This window comes from Larkinella punicea, from assembly GCF_003334855.1.
In the GTDB taxonomy this organism is placed as follows: domain Bacteria; phylum Bacteroidota; class Bacteroidia; order Cytophagales; family Spirosomataceae; genus Larkinella; species Larkinella punicea.
The window spans coordinates 35438-54996 of the sequence record NZ_QOWE01000009.1; the positions used below are offsets into that span (position 1 = coordinate 35438).

General features: G+C 52.9%; 16 protein-coding genes. 6 read left to right on the plus strand and 10 right to left on the minus strand.

The features are described 5' to 3' along the window. The first annotated feature begins 146 nt into the window (after window positions 1–146). On the plus strand, window positions 147–3722 hold the full coding sequence (locus tag DUE52_RS12185) for a VCBS repeat-containing protein (RefSeq protein ID WP_114406299.1): 3576 nt from the start codon (window positions 147–149) through the stop codon (window positions 3720–3722). A gap of 9 nt (window positions 3723–3731) precedes the next feature. Here the strand turns inward: DUE52_RS12185 and DUE52_RS12190 are convergent, their stop codons facing one another. From DUE52_RS12190 to DUE52_RS12210, 5 genes are all read right to left on the minus strand, one after another. Continuing rightward, window positions 3732–5249 (minus strand): outer membrane protein assembly factor BamB family protein, encoded by a 1518-nt coding sequence (locus DUE52_RS12190; RefSeq protein WP_165840926.1) that lies wholly within the window; start codon window positions 5247–5249, stop codon window positions 3732–3734. A gap of 66 nt (window positions 5250–5315) precedes the next feature. Further along, window positions 5316–6140: a glutamate racemase gene (gene murI / locus DUE52_RS12195; RefSeq protein ID WP_114406301.1), complete on the minus strand. Its 825-nt coding sequence runs from the start codon at window positions 6138–6140 to the stop codon at window positions 5316–5318. Between the two features lie 26 nt (window positions 6141–6166). Next, window positions 6167–7216: an MlaD family protein gene (locus tag DUE52_RS12200; RefSeq protein WP_114406302.1), complete on the minus strand. Its 1050-nt coding sequence runs from the start codon at window positions 7214–7216 to the stop codon at window positions 6167–6169. A 134-nt stretch (window positions 7217–7350) separates the two neighbouring features. Then, window positions 7351–8127 (minus strand): ABC transporter ATP-binding protein, encoded by a 777-nt coding sequence (locus DUE52_RS12205; protein WP_114406303.1) that lies wholly within the window; start codon window positions 8125–8127, stop codon window positions 7351–7353. 3 nt (window positions 8128–8130) lie between these two features. Beyond that, window positions 8131–8946, minus strand: coding sequence for an MlaE family ABC transporter permease (locus DUE52_RS12210; protein ID WP_114406304.1), 816 nt, complete (start codon window positions 8944–8946; stop codon window positions 8131–8133). 200 nt (window positions 8947–9146) lie between these two features. On the opposite strand from DUE52_RS12210, the gene DUE52_RS12215 reads away from it, so the two are divergent. Further along, complete coding sequence (locus DUE52_RS12215) at window positions 9147–10496, plus strand: neutral/alkaline non-lysosomal ceramidase N-terminal domain-containing protein (RefSeq protein WP_114406305.1); 1350 nt, start codon at window positions 9147–9149, stop codon at window positions 10494–10496. A gap of 2 nt (window positions 10497–10498) precedes the next feature. Here DUE52_RS12215 and DUE52_RS12220 read toward each other — a convergent pair whose 3' ends face one another. Beyond that, on the minus strand, window positions 10499–11632 hold the full coding sequence (locus DUE52_RS12220; RefSeq protein ID WP_114406306.1) for an MBL fold metallo-hydrolase: 1134 nt from the start codon (window positions 11630–11632) through the stop codon (window positions 10499–10501). Window positions 11633–11695: 63 nt separating this feature from the next. After that, a complete protein-coding gene (locus tag DUE52_RS12225; protein ID WP_222930275.1) occupies window positions 11696–12223 on the minus strand; it encodes a DUF6265 family protein in 528 nt (175 codons plus the stop codon). A gap of 228 nt (window positions 12224–12451) precedes the next feature. Here DUE52_RS12225 and DUE52_RS12230 point away from each other — a divergent pair, with 228 nt between their 5' ends. Then, window positions 12452–14731: a glycosyl hydrolase family 95 catalytic domain-containing protein gene (locus DUE52_RS12230; RefSeq protein ID WP_133299828.1), complete on the plus strand. Its 2280-nt coding sequence runs from the start codon at window positions 12452–12454 to the stop codon at window positions 14729–14731. Window position 14732: 1 nt separating this feature from the next. Here the strand turns inward: DUE52_RS12230 and DUE52_RS12235 are convergent, their stop codons facing one another. Beyond that, complete coding sequence (locus DUE52_RS12235; RefSeq protein ID WP_114406308.1) at window positions 14733–15038, minus strand: hypothetical protein; 306 nt, start codon at window positions 15036–15038, stop codon at window positions 14733–14735. Window positions 15039–15156: 118 nt separating this feature from the next. Between DUE52_RS12235 and DUE52_RS12240 the strand changes: the two genes are divergently transcribed. Continuing rightward, window positions 15157–16188, plus strand: a complete 1032-nt coding sequence (locus tag DUE52_RS12240) for an aldo/keto reductase (protein ID WP_114406309.1) — start codon at window positions 15157–15159, stop codon at window positions 16186–16188. Between the two features lie 58 nt (window positions 16189–16246). On the opposite strand, the gene DUE52_RS12245 is transcribed toward DUE52_RS12240, so the two are convergent. Further along, window positions 16247–16621 carry a hypothetical protein gene (locus DUE52_RS12245; protein ID WP_229312149.1) on the minus strand — a complete coding sequence of 125 codons (375 nt, stop codon included), beginning with the start codon at window positions 16619–16621 and terminating at the stop codon, window positions 16247–16249. Window positions 16622–16945: 324 nt separating this feature from the next. Between DUE52_RS12245 and DUE52_RS12250 the strand changes: the two genes are divergently transcribed. Continuing rightward, window positions 16946–17578 carry a hypothetical protein gene (locus DUE52_RS12250; protein ID WP_114406310.1) on the plus strand — a complete coding sequence of 211 codons (633 nt, stop codon included), beginning with the start codon at window positions 16946–16948 and terminating at the stop codon, window positions 17576–17578. 213 nt (window positions 17579–17791) lie between these two features. Here the strand turns inward: DUE52_RS12250 and DUE52_RS12255 are convergent, their stop codons facing one another. Next, window positions 17792–18484 (minus strand): porin family protein, encoded by a 693-nt coding sequence (locus DUE52_RS12255; protein ID WP_114406311.1) that lies wholly within the window; start codon window positions 18482–18484, stop codon window positions 17792–17794. A gap of 241 nt (window positions 18485–18725) precedes the next feature. Between DUE52_RS12255 and DUE52_RS12260 the strand changes: the two genes are divergently transcribed. Then, window positions 18726–19538, plus strand: a complete 813-nt coding sequence (locus DUE52_RS12260) for a lysophospholipid acyltransferase family protein (protein WP_114406312.1) — start codon at window positions 18726–18728, stop codon at window positions 19536–19538. The last annotated feature ends 21 nt before the right edge of the window (window positions 19539–19559 follow it).

Sequence of the window (19559 nt, forward strand, 5' to 3'; positions counted from 1 at the left end):
TGCCGTCAGGTACACAACCGCTTATTTGATGGCAATCGTTGCGTGCCTCACGGCACACGGGAGCACAGAAATCGAAATTGCTTGCTACCGACGCTACGCTGTTGAACCCCTACGGGGCAAATTGCCCGGTTAAAAAAAGAATGTCTATGCGCAGCCTGCCTTTTGCCGGTTTTTGTTTGCTCTGCTGGTTACTGTTCCTCTTTTCCTGCCAAAACCGGAACGAAGAAACGCCCCTTTTCGAGCTGGTTCCCGCCGGGAAAACCGGTATTCAGTTTGCCAACACCATCACCGAAAATGACTCCGTTAACCTGATCGATTACGAATATGTCTACAACGGCGGTGGTGTCGCCGTGCTGGATGTCAACCTCGACGGACTGCCAGATCTCTTTTTCAGCGGCAACATGGTGCCCAGCCGACTGTATCTTAATCAGGGTAATCTGACGTTCAAAGACATCACCGAATCAGCCGGCATCCGGGGCGACAACTGGGCGACCGGCGTGGCCGTAGCCGACATCAACGGTGATACGTATCCGGATTTATACGTTTGTTCGGCGGGGGTGTACGGCGAATCGCGCCAGACCAACCGGCTGTATATCAACAACAAAAACGGGACGTTCACCGAGCGGGCGGCCCAATACGGCCTTGCTTACACCGGTTTTTCTACCATGGCGGTTTTTCTGGATTACGACCGCGACGGTGACCTCGACCTTTTCATTGCGACCTACGCCAACGAAACCTGGGACACCAGCGTCATTCACCCCAAAATAACCGACGGTTCCGGCAAAAGCGCCGACAAACTCTTCCGAAACAACGGCAACGGTTTTTTTACGGACGTGTCGAAACAGGCTGGGCTGCTGATCGATGGCTACGGCCTGGGCGTGGCCGTCTGCGACATCAACAACGACCACTGGCCCGATCTTTACGTCTCCAACGATTATGTGGATGACGATTTCATTTACCTCAACAACCAGAACGGCACCTTCACCGAAAGCGCGGCTAACTACCTGAAACACACCAGCAATTTTGCGATGGGTAACGACATTGCCGACATCAACAACGACGGTTTGCCCGACATCCTGGTGGTCGATATGCTTCCAGAAGACAACGAACGGCAGAAGCTGTTTAGCGGGGCCAAAAATTACGACAAATTTATGATGACGCTGGCGCAGGGCTATTTGCCGTCATACATGCGCAACACGCTTCAACTCAACAACGGCAACGGCACCTTCAGCGAAATCGGCCAACTCGCCGGGGTGCATGCCACCGACTGGAGCTGGGCGCCTTTGCTGGCGGACTTCGACAACGACGGTTATAAGGACCTGTTTATCAGCAACGGTTATCCGAAAGACATCACCAACCGCGACTTTTCGGTCTATAACAAATATGCCGCTTCGCCTGACGCCCCCAATCGGCTACCCGAAAACCAGCACGAGCAACACCACATCATGCTCCGCGCCGTCGATGAATTGCAGGGTTCCAAACTTCAGAATTACGTTTTTCGGAACAACGGTGGCGACCGACCGGGTGGCGACCGACCGGGTGGCGACCGACCGGGCGACCTGACCTTCACCAAAAAATCCGACGCCTGGGGACTGCGCGAGTTGAGTTTTTCCAACGGAGCTGCCTACGCTGATCTGGACAACGATGGCGATCTGGATCTGATTATCAACAACATCGACGCCCCGGCTTTTATTTACAAAAACCGCGCAAACGAACTCGAAAAGCATCATTTTCTACGACTGAAACTCGTCGGTGATTCGCTCAATACCGCCGGTCTGGGTGCAAAAGTGTGGGTATATGCGGGTAAAAACGGAGTACAGTTTCTGGAAAATTCACCCTATCGCGGTTTTCAGTCGAGTGTGGAATCGGTATTGCATGTTGGGCTGGGAGCGAACCCCGTGGCCGACAGCGTCGTGGTTCGTTGGGCAGACGGTCGGCAGACGGTTTTGCGGGATGTAAAAGCCAATCAGATCTTGACCATCCGGCATCAGGACGCGGTTGCCAAGCCGGTTTTACCAGCAAAACCAAGGCCGGTTTTGTTTGAGGAGGTGGCGGCCCGTTTGGGAATCGACTTCAAACACCAGGAAACCGAGTATGCTGATTTCAAGGTGGAGCATCTGTTGCCCCATAAATTTTCACAGAGTGGTCCCGGTATCGCGGTGGGCGATGTCAACGGCGACGGGCGATCCGATTTTTTTGTGGGCGGTTCGGCGGGTCATGCCGGTACGTTTTTTCTCCAAACCGCCGACGGACGGTTTACCGGAAAAACCTTCGATCAGGACGTCATTTACGAAGATACGGGCCCTCTGCTTTTCGACGCCGATGGTGACAAAGACCTCGATCTGCTGGTGGTCAGCGGCAGCAACGAGCAGATGGCCGGGACGAGTTATTACCAGTCCCGACTGTATCGAAACGACGGCAAAGGAAATTTTAGCCGGGATTTGGCGGCTTTACCCCGCATGACCGACAGCGGTTCCTCCGTCGTTGCGGCTGATTATGACCGCGACGGTGACCTTGATCTGTTCGTTGGCGGGCGGGTTTATCCGGGCAAATATCCGTTACCGGCCAGAAGTTACCTTCTGCGGAATGAGGGTGGGAAATTCAGGGATGTCACCGAAGAAGCAGGCGGCAAAGCGTTGAGCCGGATCGGACTGGTGACGGCGGCTTTGTGGACGGATTTCGATAACGATGGCCAAATCGACCTGATGGTGGCCGGGGAGTGGATGCCGGTTACGTTTTTCAAAAATGACCAGGGGCGGTTTACCAATGTCGCTAATTCGATTGGATTGCAGAACACGACCGGCTGGTGGAACAGCCTCGCCAGCGGAGATTTCGACAACGACGGCGATATGGATTATGTGCTCGGCAATTGCGGACGGAACAGCCGCTACCAGCCCACCGCCAACGAACCAATTGCAGTCTACGCAAAGGATTTCGACCAGAACGGCACGCTGGACCCGGTTTTGACGTATTACCTTCATGGAAAACAACAGGTGACGCACGCCCGCGACGAGCTGATCGGCCAGATGACGTTTATGCGGAAACGCTTCCTGAAATACGCCGACTACGCCAAAGGGGCGTTTGCCGATGTGTTCACGAAAGACGAACTGACCGGCGCGTATGTGTTGACCTGCGAACGGTTTGAAAGCGTTTACCTGCAAAATGAAGGCCATGGAAAATTCACGTTGAAACCGCTGCCGACGCAGGCCCAGTTTGCCCCACTCTTCGGAATGACGAGCCTGGATGTGGACCAGGACGGCAATCTGGACCTGCTCGCCGTCGGCAATTCCTACGCAACGGAAGTGACCATCGGGCGGTATGACGCAGGAATCGGCTTGTATCTGAAAGGCAATGGAAAAGGCAATTTCACACCCGTTCCAGTCACGCGAAGCGGTTTTTCAGCGACCGGCGATGCCAAAGGGCTGGCGACGTTGCAAACCCAAACCGGTCAGAATCTGGTTTTAGTAACGCAGAATTCCGGGCCGCTGCTGGCCTTTACTCCGCTTACCCGCAAAAGCCAGCAGGTGATACCGTTGCAATCAACCGACGCCTGGGCAGAAATTACGCTGGCGAACGGGCAGAAACGAAAACAGGAATTGTCGTATGGTTCGACGTATCTGTCGCAGTCGGCGCGGACGCTGGTGGTTCCGGAGAGGGCGGTTTCGGTAACGATTTATTCGTTCGCAGGAAAAACAAGGCGAATCAACCTTACATCGGGTTAAAACCGGGAGCTAGTATTTTTTATTCTCCTGAAAAATCCCATTGTACTCGCTCCCCATATATCCCCCCCAAATCCGGTTCTGCTGAACCGGCACCGCTAGTTTCAGCTTATTGATTTTCAATCCTTTTTTCTGCTTAACCGACAGCAGATCGACCGGATTGATTTCGTGGGCATAAACCAGATCGAGTAAACCGTCGGCGTCCAGATCACCGAGCCAGGGCGTGCTGGCGACGTTGGCCCCGTATTGCCGCTTACTGATCTGGTACGTCGTGTCGTTGTGGAAGTCGATCACCATCAACTGGTTGCTGATGGTGGAAAAGTGGTTGTAGTTCAGGCTCAAAAGCGCATCGTCAAAACCGTCCCGGTTGTAATCGAACGCCAGCGGGCTGCTCTCCTGAAAGCTGCCGAGCGAATCCTGAAAAGCAATCCGGCCGGTTTTTCCGTTCACCATCAGTTGCACCGACCGGTTCAGGTTCGGCCAGGTGCCGATGCCGTAGTTCGTAAAAAAATCCGGTACGCCATCATCTGTGAAATAACCGACCGCCAGGGAGCAATACGCTTCGGTTTTCGGAATCGTCACCCACCAGAGCACCCGTTCCGTCGCGCCGTCGATGGCAATCATCCGGCCGTTAACGGCGTTGGCGATGATGTCTACAATACCGTCCTGCGTAATGTCTGCCAGAACCGGCGGAGCCACAAAGCCCTTCTCCTGCCCCGACTCCAGCCGCGTTGCCTTCGACAAGTCGTTTTTCATCAAATCCGCTAGCGAAGCTTTGTACAGGCTACCTTCCAGCGTCTCCCCGCCCGTACCAAAAATAATGGAAAGGTTTCCATCCTTCTTAAAATCAGCCACAACCACCGACATATAGATCTCAAAACCGTCGGGCATCACGGCCGCAGCGAGTCGTTTTCCGGTAGCGCTGCTCAACACCAGCAACCGGCCCGGCGGGCGTTTCGGATCGTGGGGCAGCGCTTTGACATACCCACCGGCCGCGACGACCAACTCCTCAAAACCGTCACCGTCCTGATCGGGAATAAACTGCGGACTGAAGAAATTGTAGGTGCCGGAATCACTTTCGGAGCGGTTGTCCGAATTCGTAAAATAGTCCCAGATCACCGCGCCTGTTTCGCCGTCGATGGCTTTGAATTCGGCGGCTCGCCCACCCATGAATACGTCGGGAATGCCGTCGCCGGTGATGTCGCGAAAGAGCGGAGAACCGAAAATCTGGTCCTTCGCCCGGACGTTCCAGAGCAACTGGCCGTTGGCACCATCGACGGCAATAATGGCAGAATCGCTCGTCTTGAATTCGATGCCACCCGCCCCCATGACCAGATCCAGAATACCGTCGTTGTTGAGATCGGCCAGCCGGGGCGACGAAAGCGTCCCCAACCCTTTGAAAACCGTTGTCCACTCCTCCCGTTTGACCGACTTCGGTTTTGGCTTCATCACCTGATACCCCACCAGCAGAATCGTCGCAACGGCGATGAAGGCCAAAAGCAGGAAAAGGGGGCGTCGTTGGTGCGTCATTGCAGTCAGGATTCCGGAAGATCGGCTATACGAAAGACGGTTCGGCGCGTCTTTTATACTCATTTCCTACAACGTCAACCGCTCCGCCCGCACCGGCTTTCCCCAGAACAACCCGGCTTTCTGTTCAAATTCTTCCGCCGAATCCGTGGTGTAAAAGTGCAGCGTCCGGCCTTTGCTGCATTGGGCGTCGATTTCCGGATGACGGTGTAGATAATCCTGCAAGCTTTTGGCAACAATATCGCCCTGGCTGAGAATCGTCAGGTTTTCGGGAGCGAATTGCCGGATTTTGGGGAGTAAGAGCGGATAATGCGTACACGCCAGCAAAAGCGTATCGATTTCCGGCGATTGTTGCAACAGCCGGTCGAGGTGTTTCTGAACGAAATAATCGGCACCGGGGCCGTTGTGTTCGCCATTTTCGACCAACGGCACCCACATCGGGCAGGCTTCCTGATAAACTTTTAAATCCGGGAAAAACTTTTCGATTTCGACCACATACGACTCCGACGTCACCGTTCCGCGTGTGGCCAGAATTCCGATGTGACCGGTTTTGGAATACGTTCCAATGACCTCTGTCGTAGGCCGGATGACGCCCAATACCCGGCGGTCGGGCGCGAGGGTTGGCAAATCGAGTTGCTGAATGTTGCGCAACGCCTTGGCGGAAGCCGTGTTACAGGCCAGAATGACCAGACGACACCCTTTATTGAACAGGTGCTGAACGCATTCCAGCGTGTAGTCGTAAACGGTTTCAAATGAGCGCGTTCCGTAGGGCGTGCGGGCGTTGTCGCCCAGATAAATATAATCGTACTGCGACAGTTGCTGAACAATCGACTTCAGAACCGTCAGGCCCCCGTAGCCGGAATCGAACACGCCAATGGGTTGGGTTGCTACCATGACCCAAAGATACGGTTTCCGTGTCGTTACTTGCGCACGCTCGTGTCGGGTGTAACGGTGGCGGCTGTTGCAGCCGCTTCTTTTTGTTTGGCCTCTTCTTTGGCCCGACGCCGGAAAAAACCGCGTAACAGGAAGTTGTGCTGCAAGGCTTCCAGGTTTTCGTCGAGTTTATAGCTGCTGCTTTCCAGATTCCGGATCGTATTTTTCAGGTTCTTATTCACGGCCTTGTCGTTGAGCAGAATCCCGATGGCGTTGTCGCTGCTGTTGAGTTTATCACTCGCCCGCTTGACGTTTTCCGTCGCTTCGGCGGCCGTGCCCGACACCTGCCGCAGTTTGGCCGACGACATCCGCAGGTCGTGGAAAATAACCGTGTCGGACACCAGATCGCTGGCCAACGTGCCTTTCGTGTTCAGTTTTCCGGCATACTGGTTCAAAGAGTTCGACACCTGACTCAGCGATTTGGTAGCCTCAGCCGCCCCGCTCGAAGCAATCTGAAGGTTAGCCATTGTATTTTTAAAGCGATTGGCCACTGTAGAGTCCCGCAAAACCGCCCCCGCCATGCCTTTTCCTTTCAATACTTCGTCCAGAATTTTTTTGGCATCGGACGTGACGCGCAGCAGGTTGTTGTTGTTTTGCTGGAGCGTCGCCATGATTTCATCCGTATTCAGGGCGGCTTTGGCGTGCAGAATATCACCGTCTTCTACAGTTCCTGCTTTCATGCTGCCCCCAACGATTTCCACGATTTTATTCCCGATCAACCCGTCGGTGCTCAGGGCCGCCAGCGCATCTTTGCGGATATACTGCTGACTCGATTCCTCGATGTTCATGGTCACTTCGACCTGCGAATTTCCGTAGAACTGAATCCGGCGAACGGTACCGATTTTTACACCGGAAAACCAGACATTCGCACCGGCCTGCAACCCGCCGACGTTGTCAAAAATCGCGTTCACACGGATGCTCTTGACAAACCGCTTCTGCTGCCCGCCCAGCACCATGATTCCCGTAACCAGAATCACAATGCCGATTAACACAAAAATCCCGACGGTGATGGCCCGCTTATTTTCTGCCGCTTTCATTTAATGTTTTTTTGAGGTATGGAGTATGTCTTTTTTTACCGTTGTCCCTGGTTTATTAACCCCTAAATCCCCTAAAGGGGACTTGGACGCAACTACAGCCGGATTTTAAAGTCCCCTTTAGGGGATTTAGGGGTTTAATTAACAAAGTTGTATTCATAGAACTGTTTTGCGCGCTCATCGTTCGAATCTTCGAAAACTTCCTCGAACGTGCCCTGCCGTTCAAACCGGCCATCGAGCAACATCGCAATGCGATCGCCAACGGTTTTGGCGCAGGTCAGGTCGTGGGTGATGATAATCGATGAGGTATTGTGGCGCTCCTGAACCTCGTTGATGAGGTTGTTGATTTCGTTGGACGTAATGGGGTCCAGACCCGCCGTGGGTTCGTCGTAGAGCATAATTTCCGGTTTCAGAATCAGCGTCCGGGCAATGCCGATCCGCTTGCGCTGTCCGCCCGACAGTTGCGATGGCATCTGGTTGATGGTTTGGCTCAGTCCAACATCCTCCAGGGCTTGTTCGACGGCCTTGTCGATGTCGCTGCGACTCAGGTTCCGAACATTCCGGATCAGCGGAAATTCGAGGTTCTCGCGAACAGTCATGCTGTCGTACAGCGCGCTGTTCTGAAAGGAAAATCCCAGCTTTAGCCGCAACGCGTCCAGTTCCCGTTTTTTGAGTTTGGACACATCCTCACCCAGCACGTTCACCGTCCCTTCGTCCGGCTCCAGCAAACCGGCAATAATCTTGATTAGTACCGACTTGCCCGTTCCCGAGCGACCCAGTACCACCAGATTTTCGCCCTGGTACAAATCCAGATCGACCCCGCGCAGAACGTGCAAATCGCCGAACGAAATTCTCAGGTCCCGAATCACAATGACAGACTCCTTCGGGTGATTGACCGTTTTTTTCGTGTTCATGCGTTACGAAGCGCGAATGGCATTGATGATTTGGAGTAACAACAGTTCTTCGATAAAAACCAGAAACATCGATGTAACTACTGAGGCATTGGCTGCTTTTCCGACCCCCTCCGTTCCTTTCGACGAATTGTAGCCCTTGTAACATCCCACAATGCCGATGGTAAATCCAAAAATAAGGGCCTTCACAACGGTGGAGTTGATGTCCAGAAAGGAAATCGAGCTAAAAAAGGTTTCAATAAAAGACATGAAACTGGTTTCTTCGTTCTGGGCCACATTGACATAGGACCCCAGTACGCCCAGAAAAACGAAGAACATCGCCAAAACCGGGATCATGAAGGTGGTGGCAATGACCCGGGTAACAACCAGAAACTTGAAAGGATTGGTGCCCGAAACCTCCATCGCTTCGATCTGCTCCGTCACGCGCATGGAGCCCAGCTCGGCCCCGATGTTGGAGCCCACCCGCCCGGAGGCAATCAGGGCCGTTACCAGCGGAGCCAGCGCCCGAACCAGCGCAATGGAAATCAGCGAGGGAAGCCAGGAAGTAGCCCCAAAGGTAGCCAGCGACGGGCGCGACTGGTTGGTAAACACAATGCCGGTGATGAAACCCGTCAGCGAGATCAGCGGCAGCGAACGAACGCCCACCTCATAACATTGCCGGACAATTTCCTTTCCTTCATAGGGCGGAACAAAAACTTCCTTAAAAAATTGCCCGACAAACGACGCGACGTCGCTGAGAGCGAGAAACATGCGGTCGAGCCGCCGGGAAACGACCGGTTTAGGGGTGGTATCCGTTTTCGATGGGGTTGTGCTGGCTTGCATCCGTAAAAATAATCACCTGTCGTGTTAAACGGGTTTATCAGTTAAAATTTATGGTTTTACACAGTTGAACGCACTGGAAATCAAGAAAATAATTTAACAGTACCGGGTACCCATATTTACTAAACGATAAACTAATTTTAGCTATTAACTGGATTTGAGGATACAAGGTTAGATTTTGTTAGATTTGGGCTTCAAAAATCATGAAATACTTCCGTATCTTCTTCAAAGTGCTGTTGGGTCTGGTTGCGGCCATTCTCCTGTTTTTAGCCGTCAGCCTGGCACCCGTCGATGATCAGCCATACCGGAAAACCGACTATTACCGGTATACGCGGCAACAACTGCTGGACCTGGCTCCTCCACCCAATCCGCAGACGGGTTTGCGGGCTGGCTGGGCGAAGACCAACCTGACGCCCTCGTTCACCACGCCGACGGGCGGTTACGGGGCCCGAAGAGGCCAGCACTGGTCAACGGTCAGCGATTCCATTTTTGTCCGGACCATCGTTCTCAGCAACGGCGGCACCAAAGTAGCCATTATTGCGCTGGATTTACTCATCACGCCCCCCACCGTAACCGAGCAACTTAAAAAAAGATTGCCGGAAATCGGTTTTCAATGGGATCAGGTGTTCACAGGTGCCATTCACAGCCACAACAGCCTGGGCGGCTGGGCTCCCGGTCTGGTCGGCGAACTGTTTGCCGGCGATTTTGACCAGCGGGTCGTCGATCACATTACGGATACCATTCTGAAATCGATTGTGCTGGCGGAGAAGCAGATGGCTCCGGTGGAAGTTGGCTTTTCGCAGTTCGACGCCCCCGATCTGGTGTATAACCGGATGAACAAAGAGGGAAAAGTGGATGCAAACGTGCGACTTTTGAAACTCAAAAAAAATACCGGCGAATCGGCCCTCCTCTGTACGTTTGGGGCACACGCTACGATTTTCCGGGCGGCCGATTATCAATACCTCAGCCGTGATTATCCAGGAGCGTTGGTGGACCGGCTGGAGAAACAAACCGGCAGCTTTGTGGCCTTCATGGCCGGTTCGGTGGGCAGCACCGGTTCGAAAACCACGCCGGGGAAAGACGAATTTGCCACCATCCGAACCTACGCCGATACGCTGACCGCGCGGATTCTGCCGACCTTGCCCCAGGTTAAAACCCAGCCCGACAGCACGCTGGAAATTCTGACCTTGCCCTTGCAACTGCGTGAACCGCAGGCCCGTGTCATCGAAGACTGGCGGGTACGTGGCTGGCTGTTTCATTCCGTTTACGGCGACTACCCTTCCGACCTGAAGGCGTTGCGCATCGGTCAGACGGTTTTGCTTGGCACGCCCTGCGATTTTTCGGGCGAGCTGGTGGCCGAACTCCGGCAGGAAGCCGACCGGAAAGGTTTTCAGTTGATGGTCACGAGTTTCAACGGCGGGTATATCGGTTACATTACGCCCGACAAATATTACCACAAGAATTCGTACGAGACCAGAACGATGAACTGGTTCGGGCCGGAAAACGGCGCGTATTTTGTGGAAATGATGAAAGGCTTGGTAGACCGGCTGTAGAGTTAGGGCATGGTTTCCCACCACCGCCCGGTCGGAACCGTCGAACCCAGAACGACCACTTCGCCAATGCGGGGCGTAGCGACTTTGGTGCCCAGTTCGGCCGACTTTTTCATCAACCGCTGAATGGGATCGCGCCAGGTGTGCAGGGCCAGATTGAATTTCCCCCAGTGAATCGGAATCAACAGGTCGCCTTTGACATCCAGTTGGGCCTGAGCCGTTTGTTCCGGCATCATGTGAATATCGATCCAGTCTTCGTTGTAGGCGCCACATTCCAGCAAAGCAATATCGAAGGGGCCGTATTTCTCGCCGATGGTTTTCAGACCCGGATAATAGCCGGTGTCGCCCCCGTAATACACCCGTTTCTGCGTTCCCAACAACGCCCACGAACACCATAACGTACCGTTTCGGTTGGTCAGGCTGCGACCGGAAAAATGCCGCGCCGGGGCACACACCAGCGTCAGATCACCGAATTTAGTGGATTCATGCCAGTCCAGTTCGGTAATTTGCTCCGGAGCAATCCCCCATTTTTCGAGATGCGCGCCCACGCCCAGCGGCACGAAAAACCGGCTGACTTTTCCTTTCAGCTTTGTAAAAGTCTCGTAATCCATGTGATCGTAATGGTCGTGCGACAGCACAACGGCGTCTACCGGCGGCAGTTCATCCACATTCATGTAATGATCGAAGGGAAACCGCTTTGGGCCACTGAAGGACGCAAACGACGCCCGTTCGCTAAAAACCGGGTCGGTCAGCAAGGTTTTTCCCTGAATCCGAATCAACAAAGATGAATGCCCAAACCAGCTAATGGCGACCTGTTCGGGTCCGCCATTGCCTTCAAAAACCGCCTGGTCGAACGGGACGGTTTGGATGGTATCGGTTGGCTCGGCTCCCGGCACGCCCGTCAGCATTTTCCAGGTGGCCGACACCATTTTTCCCGCCGACATATCGAGGCTGGTCGGCACCAGATTCTGAAACGTACCGTCTTTAAAATTGGGGGAAGCCTGGATGCGTTTCAGCCGCTCACCCGCCGGATTTTCGCCGAACTGGGGAGCAAAATTCACAAACGCAACGACGGCAATAACCAGGAGAATGAGGAGGGAAACGAGAATCAGGGCCATTCTTTTTAAGACTTTTTTCATGCGGTGGGTGTTGCCCGGTATACGGGCTTCACGTCACAACACACCGCCCCTTTGCCGAGTTCCTCACCGAACCCGGTCAAACACAAACAAATCGGCGAAAACCCACTTGCCGTCTTTCTGATTACCGCGTTGAATTACCAGTTGGTTGTCCGAGCGTTTTTCGTAGATAATCCGGATCGAGCCGTCTGATTTCTCAAATAAGGCCTGGTTCTTTTTGGCCTCGATGAACGAATACCGGTCGGATACGTCTTTTTCTTCCGAAGCGATCAAACCGGGTTTGAAGTGTTTGACCAGTACAATCGGCCCCTTTTCGGTTTGCTCAAAGATCAACAGTTCGTACATCGTCACTTTGTTGTCTTTCATCATGCGCATAAAACCGGCCAGGTTGTCGCCCTGCGGAGCGGCCCAGGCCGCATCGATCGGCCCGCCGTTGAAGGTTCCTTTCCACCGGCCTTCCATAAAGCTGACATCTGCCAACGAGCCGGTTTGGGCCTGAGCGGCCTGGTTTACAACTAAATAGAGCGCTATCAGAATGGCAAAAGGAATGGAATCGCGCAAAGTGCCGAAGCGGAAATTTCTAAATCGGTTCATGGGAATAGGTTTTGTTGGACGGCAAGATACGCATCCGGGATTAAAGAGAAAAGACGGGAGAAAAAAGACCATTCACTACCCACCCAACTGGTCTTTATTCTTTCATCTCACTTCTTTCATCTCATTTGCTTTTTTGCGTACGCCTGTAGACCTTGCCTTCCGTAAAATACCGCCCTCTACCCTTTTATGATCCCGACTACCATCTGTGCAAATCAAATTCGTTCATTTTTGACAGGAATCGCCTGCTGGTTTCTGTTAGGCCCTCAGCCGACTGCCGCGCAATCGCTCAAAATCAGCCCGCAGGATCTACGGTTTTCGCAACTCCCCACCCGCTGGGACGAAGCCCTCCCGTTGGGAAACGGCGTTCTGGGCGCACTGATCTGGCAGAAAAACGACCGTCTCCGGTTTTCGCTGGATCGGGTGGATTTGTGGGATCTGCGCCCGATGCGCGGGCTCGACCGGCCCGAATTCAGCTACCGGTGGGTGCAGAATCAGGTCATGAAAAAAGACTACAAGATCGTTCAGCAGTATTTCGATAAACCGTATGATGAAGAACCCGGCCCGACCAAAATTCCGGGGGCGGCTCTCGAATTCAACACGACGGCCCTCGGGTCCGTGCAGTCGGCCCGGCTGCTCATTCAGGAGGCTGTTGCGGAAGTAACCTGGCAGAACGGAGCGGTTTTGCGTTCGTTCGTCCACGCGACAGAACCGGTTGGCTGGTTTCGCTTCGAGAAGATCCCGGCCCACTTTGCGCTGGAACTCATTCCGCCGGCTTACGGAAAATCGATTCAGGAAAAAGCGGAAAATGCCGTGGTCGATGGCGACGATCTGGTGCGTTTAGGGTATCCACAAGGAACCGTTTTACAGCAAAAAAACAAGATTACGTATCACCAGACCGGCTGGGGCGGTTTTTCGTACGACGTTACCATTCAATGGGTTCAGAAAGCCAACACGCTGGAAGGAACCTGGACGATTGCGTCGGCGTATCCCGAAAAAAAGAAAACCGCCAGTTTAGCAAAAACTACGTCGACCACCCGAACTTTTGCCGCTGCTCTGGCTTCGCACCGAAGCTGGTGGCAACGGTTCTGGTCGAAGTCGTCGGTTCAGGTGCCGGATTCCCTGCTGCAAAAACAATGGTATCTGGAAACCTACAAATTTGGCGCGACCGCCCGTGCCGATGCCCCACCGATTTCGCTCCAAGCCGTCTGGACCGCCGACAATGGCCGGATTCCACCCTGGAAAGGCGATTACCACCACGACCTGAACACGCAACTCAGTTACTGGCCGAGCTACAGCGGGAATCACCTGGAAGAAAGCATCGGGTACATCAATCACCTGGAAGAGAATTTGCCGACGTATCGCGACTACACCAAACGGTATTTCGGAACCGACGGGATTGCCGTTCCGGGCGTCACCACACTGACGGGCAAGGAAATGGGCGGCTGGATTCAGTATTCGCTCTCGCCCACGGTTTCGGCCTGGCTGGCGCAGCATTATTATTTACAGTGGCGGTATAGCAACAATGCGGTTTTTCTGCGCCAGAAAGCCTATCCGTGGCTGAAAGGTGTGGCGCAGCACCTGGAAAAACTGACGGTTTTGGATGAAAACGGGAAACGAAAACTGCCCATCAGTTCGAGTCCGGAAATCAAGGATAATAAACTGGAAGCCTGGTTTCCCACCAACACCAACTACGATTTGTCCCTCATGAAGTTTGTGTTTAAAACCGCAACCGAAATGGCGACGGCTTTGGGCAACGAAGCGGATACCCGGCATTGGCAGACTATTCAAAACCAGTTTGGTGATTTTGCGTTGAGCGACCGAAACGAACTGATGTTTGCCGCCAGTTTGCCCTACAATGAGTCCCACCGCCATTTTTCGCACCTCATGGCGATTCATCCGCTGGGGCTGATTCGGTGGGAAGACGGCGAAAAGTCCCAGCAGATTATTCGGAATTCACTGGCGTTGCTCGACCGCGTCGGGCCGGATTGGTGGTGTGGCTATTCCTACGCCTGGCTGGGCAGTCTGAAAGCGCGGGCGAAAGACGGATCGGGAGCCGCCGAAGCCCTTCATACTTTTGCCTCGGCCTTTTGTTCAGTCAACTCGTTTCACCTGAACGGCGATCAGACCAAATCCGGAAAATCGAAGTTTACGTACCGACCGTTCACGCTGGAAGGGAATTTTGCGTTTGCTGCCGGTTTGCAGGAAATGCTGATTCAGAGTTACGCCGGTTTTATCGAAATTTTTCCGGCCATTCCCGCCACCTGGAATGACGCCGGTTTTACGGATTTACGAACGGAAGGGGCTTTTCTGGTCAGTGCCCAAAAACGCGCTGGTATCGTGAAAGAGATTACGGTAAAAACCACCCAGGGCGGTACATCCCGCCTTAAACTGCCTTTCAACACCTACGTTATCAAAACCTCACAAAAGGCGACCGTTGAACCTTCAGAACCCGGTTTTGTGACGTTGAAGCTGCAAGCAGGTGGTTCGATCACCTTGCAAAATCAATAGATTAATTGTCCTTCCGCCGGGTGGTATCACGTTTTTCCAGGGTTGCCCCCACGCCAAAGGCATTGGGATCGCTCGGCGGAACGACCCTGACCTTGCGTTTGCCTCTTCCCTCGCGCGGGCTGATGACCTTGCCCGGCGTCGATACCGGTTCGGCGGCCGGGCTGGTCAAGGGTACACTGTTCGAAGGCGTCACCACGGGCGCAATCGTGGTCGGGAGTTGTTGCGGTTTTTGCCGAACGGTATCGCTTTGTCCCAAACAGACACCAGCGGAAAAACTAAAAACGAGAAACATGACAATCGGGCGCATAACAATAACATCATTTGTTCAATGAAACGAATTGCAACTGGTTTTGTTAGAATGAACGGTATAACGCTTCCCAAAGCAGCCTGAAGCGGTACCGACAAACCCAAAATCATCACACACTATGAAATACAACCTCTTGGGAAACACCGGATTACTGGTTTCCGAGCTTTGTTTAGGCACCATGACCTTTGGCGGAAGCGGCACGGGCATGTGGGCGGCCATTGGAAAACTGGAGCAGGAACCGGTCGATCAGCTTCTGAAACGCTCGGTTGATGCGGGCATTAATTTTATCGACACCGCCAATGTCTATGCCGAAGGCGTGTCGGAACAACTTACCGGTCAGGCCATTCGAAACCTCGGTCTCAACCGCGATGATCTGGTCATTGCCACCAAAGTCCGGGGTAAAATGGGTGAAGGACCCAACCAGATCGGCCTGAGCCGGAAACACATTGTGCAGCAGGCCGAGGAAAGTCTGCGCCGGTTGAACACCGACTACATCGACCTCTACCAGATTCACGGTTTCGATTTTCTGACTCCGCTGGAAGAAACGCTCCGGGCGTTAGACGATCTGGTGAAGAGTGGGAAAGTCCGCTACATCGGTTGCAGCAACCTGGCAGCCTGGCATTTGATGAAAGCGTTGTCGTATTCTGAACACAAGGATCTGGCCAAATTCGTGTCCCTGCAAGCGTATTACACCATCGCCGGTCGGGATCTGGAGCGTGAGATCGTTCCGCTGCTGCTGGATCAGAAAGTGGGCCTGATGGTCTGGAGCCCGCTGGCGGGCGGTTTGCTGAGCGGCAAATACGGTCGCAACAAACAACCGGAAGATTCCCGCCGGGTGAATTTTGATTTTCCGCCGGTCAACAAGGAAAAAGCATACGATATTCTGGACGTGATGGAACCGATGGCCGAAGAAAAAGGCGTTTCGGTAGCCCAGATCGCGCTCGCGTGGCTGTTGCACCAACCCGCAGTAACCACGGTTATTATCGGAGCCAAAAAACCGGAACAACTCGAAGACAACCTCAAAGCAATCGACGTCGTTCTGAGTGCCGACGACCTGAAAAAACTGGATGACATCAGCAAACTGGCTCCCGAATATCCGGGTTGGATGGTGGATCGGCAGGCGAATGATCGGAAAAAGTACGTACAGTAAATCATAAAAAAGGCCAGGAGCGACCTGGCCTTTTTTATGATTTAGATACCCGAAGTTGTTAGTTCATGACCACCAGTCGCGTTGGCGCTTCAACCGGCTCCGAACCCAGGTTCACCTCTTTGACAATGCTGCCTTCTTTCGATTTTACTTCCAGTTCATACTTGCCATCGGGCAGTTCCGCAACGTTCAGTTTGACGGCGTACTTCTGTTCTTTCTTGCCCACAAATTGCTGAAACATCACCCGATTGTTTTTATCACGCAACAGAACGACCACCGGTTCCAGGGCGGTTTTCTCGACCGCAACCCGGATTTGGTTGTTGATGGTCACGTAGGCACTGGCATCGAACGTGAGGGTTTTGGGAGCCGTTCCGTTGTCAACTGGGGTAGTACTCAGGATAGCGGTGCAAATCAGGTTACTCAGTAAATTCATCATGATATTTGTTGTTTAGTATTGTGTTGTTTATGTCTTAGCGTTGTTGTTTCCTGTTCGATGATCTATAATGCCAACGCCGTGCCAAGGCAATATCAATTTTACAACTAATTGATAATCAGAAGACAAGAATTTACATTTACTTTTCAAGTGTACGAAGGCGGACAATCTCTGTTCAAATGCGGACAAAAGTGTACGCCCAGCGGCCGGTTTTCCAAAAAACTAAAAGAAGTCGCCTTGCCTTTCATGTTTGTAAAAGCATTAACTTTCTGCGTGCCTATCAGGCCAGCCCAATTCGCTTGAAAAAACGCTAAAAACCATGCTACTATGAAGAAAATCATTTTCTGTTTTGCGGCTTCGATCGCAGCCATCAGTTATGCGTCAACCGCATCGGCCGCAGCACCGGCCCGGGGTGCCATCACGTCGCTTCACGCCCTCCTGATCAGCTCCGACTCAACAGCGGCCCTGCTCGATAAAGCCGTAGCAGCCAATGCGAAAGGCGACAAAACCGGCACAGTGAAAGCGTTGCAGGCCGGCACCACGGCCCTCGAAACCGAAGCCAAAAGCAGCACCGGAAGTCTGAAAGACAAATTGCTGGGGCAGGTCGGCAACCTGAAAAAATTGATTCCGCTGGCGCAAAGCGGTTTGCTGAAAGGCGATATTTTGCAGAAAGCCGTGAGCCTGGCCAAAATGGCCCTCGGTGCCAATCAAGTCGAAAAACTCATGGGGGGCGGGAACCTGCTCTCGAAAGTTACCGGACTGACCAGCAACCTGAATCTGGTTAAAACCGGTCTCTCGGCGCTGGGCGGAAGCAGTGCCAGTACGGGCAATTCACTCATCACAACGGCCCTCGGTGGACTCTCGAAGCTGAGTAAAGGGGGCGTTGCGGCAAAAGCTGCGGAGCCTGCTGTGAAGAGTCAGTTGGACAGTGTGCTCGGCTTTGTGAAAGGCGTTCTCTAATCCGAAATGCCCCCGAACCATTGCAAAAAAGCCCGGCGCAAACGCACCGGGCTTTTCCAATTCAACTCTAACCCTTAAACACACACAAACTGTCTTCTAATGAATATTAAATATAAAATGATGAATGCGAAATGATAAAGTGCATATGGATGAGCTACTTAACTTCTACATTCATCATTTTACATTTAATATTTATCATTCATTACGCTCCCTTCACTGCCCTATCGCGAACGAGTAGCCAATCGACGCGCTGAGTCCGCGGTTGCGGATGGGAAGTTGAAGAAAGGGTAAATCATATTGCCGCGAAAAACCGTGTTCATAGCGTGCTTCGACGAAGAATTTTCCTGGCCCGGCTTCGGCACTAAAGCCCAGTCCGCCAATGGCACTGAAATCCCAGCGGTTATAGCCCATCGTATTCATATTCATGTCGACATCGATGGGCTGGCTCCGGAAAATACCGCTGGTGCGGGTGCGAATCCGACCGTTGACAGCGTAACCGGCGGCAGCACCCGCCAGCATATAGACTTGAACCGGTCCTTCATTCAGGTTGATTTTGGCCAAAACCGGCAGTTCCACATACCGCGTCTGGTAGGCCACACGGGCACCCAGTGGCAAATCCCAGTTGCCTATCGACAGATCAAACCCTTCATCGACCACAAAGCCTTTCTGTACATACGAAAGTTCGGGGCGGATGCTCACGCGGTCGCTCACCGGAACTTCCAGAAACAACGCGCCGGTTGGGCCGGGAGACAGGCGGAAGGTGGGAGAAAAGCTGTCTAAAAACTCGGGTTTGGAAACCGCCCCCCAATTGGCTCCTGCCCGAAAGCCAACCTGAACCTGAGCCGATGCCGTTTGAATAAGAAAAAAGGTCAGCGCAGCGAGTGCTGCCAATGTAAAGCGTTTCATGGTCGATAAAAAGATTGGTTGGTTGTTCGATGGCAAACCGGTAGCTTACGTTCTGATCTCAAAAGGGCCGGTTGGTTTTGCAATCTGATGCTTGGACAGGCGTCGGCGACAATGGATTAATGACCGGGTGCATTTTGTTCAGAATTAGTTAAAATCATGGATCTTTTAGTACTTTATACCGAAAACATTGCATTGCTTTTGCCGCTTTAGTACCTGTTCGACCACGCCAAAACTTTGAATAATGACGGAGAAAAAACCAACCCGCTACAGTTTTTTACCAAAACCGCTTGACAGGCTGGATTTTTTGGGGTTTTTCGAAAAAGACCCCTTCGGTAACTCGTTGTTCATCAAGCGAATCATGATTGCCATCGTCGGCTGGATCTCCTACTTCCGGTATACGGTTTACAACAAACTCACCATTGAGGGGACTGAGCATTTGAAGGATTTGCCGATCAACAACGTGGTGTTTCTGTCCAATCATCAGACGTATTTTGCCGATGTCATTGCGTTTTACCACATTTTTTGTAGCGTCAAATGGGGGTTTACCAACACGATTGCGCCCCCGGTCTATCTGTTCTGGCCCCGCGCCCGTAACTATTACGTTGCCGCCAGTGAAACCATGAAAGGCGGTTTGGTACCGCGTATTTTTTCGTTGGGAGGAGCCATTCAGGTCGAGCGTTCCTGGCGGGCGAAGGGGCAGGATGTGAAACGGGAAGTCGATAATACGGCCAATGACCGCATTGCCGCAGCCCTCGAACATGGCTGGGTGGTTAGTTTTCCGCAGGGAACCACGAGCCCCTACGCGCCGATCCGGAAAGGCACGGCGCACATCCTTAAAAACAACCAGCCGATTGTGATCCCGGTGGTGATCAACGGTTTTCGGCGGGCCTTCGACAAAAAAGGATTGCGGATTAAAAAGCGAAATACGCAGTTAAGCGTACGTTTCAAACCGCCTTTGCAATATGACGAAGATGAGTCGGTCGACGCCCTGATCGATAGAGTGCGGGAAGCCATTGAGCAGGATATTCCGAAAGAGAAACTGACGTGGTTGTAGTCCACGGACTTGATTCTGCGG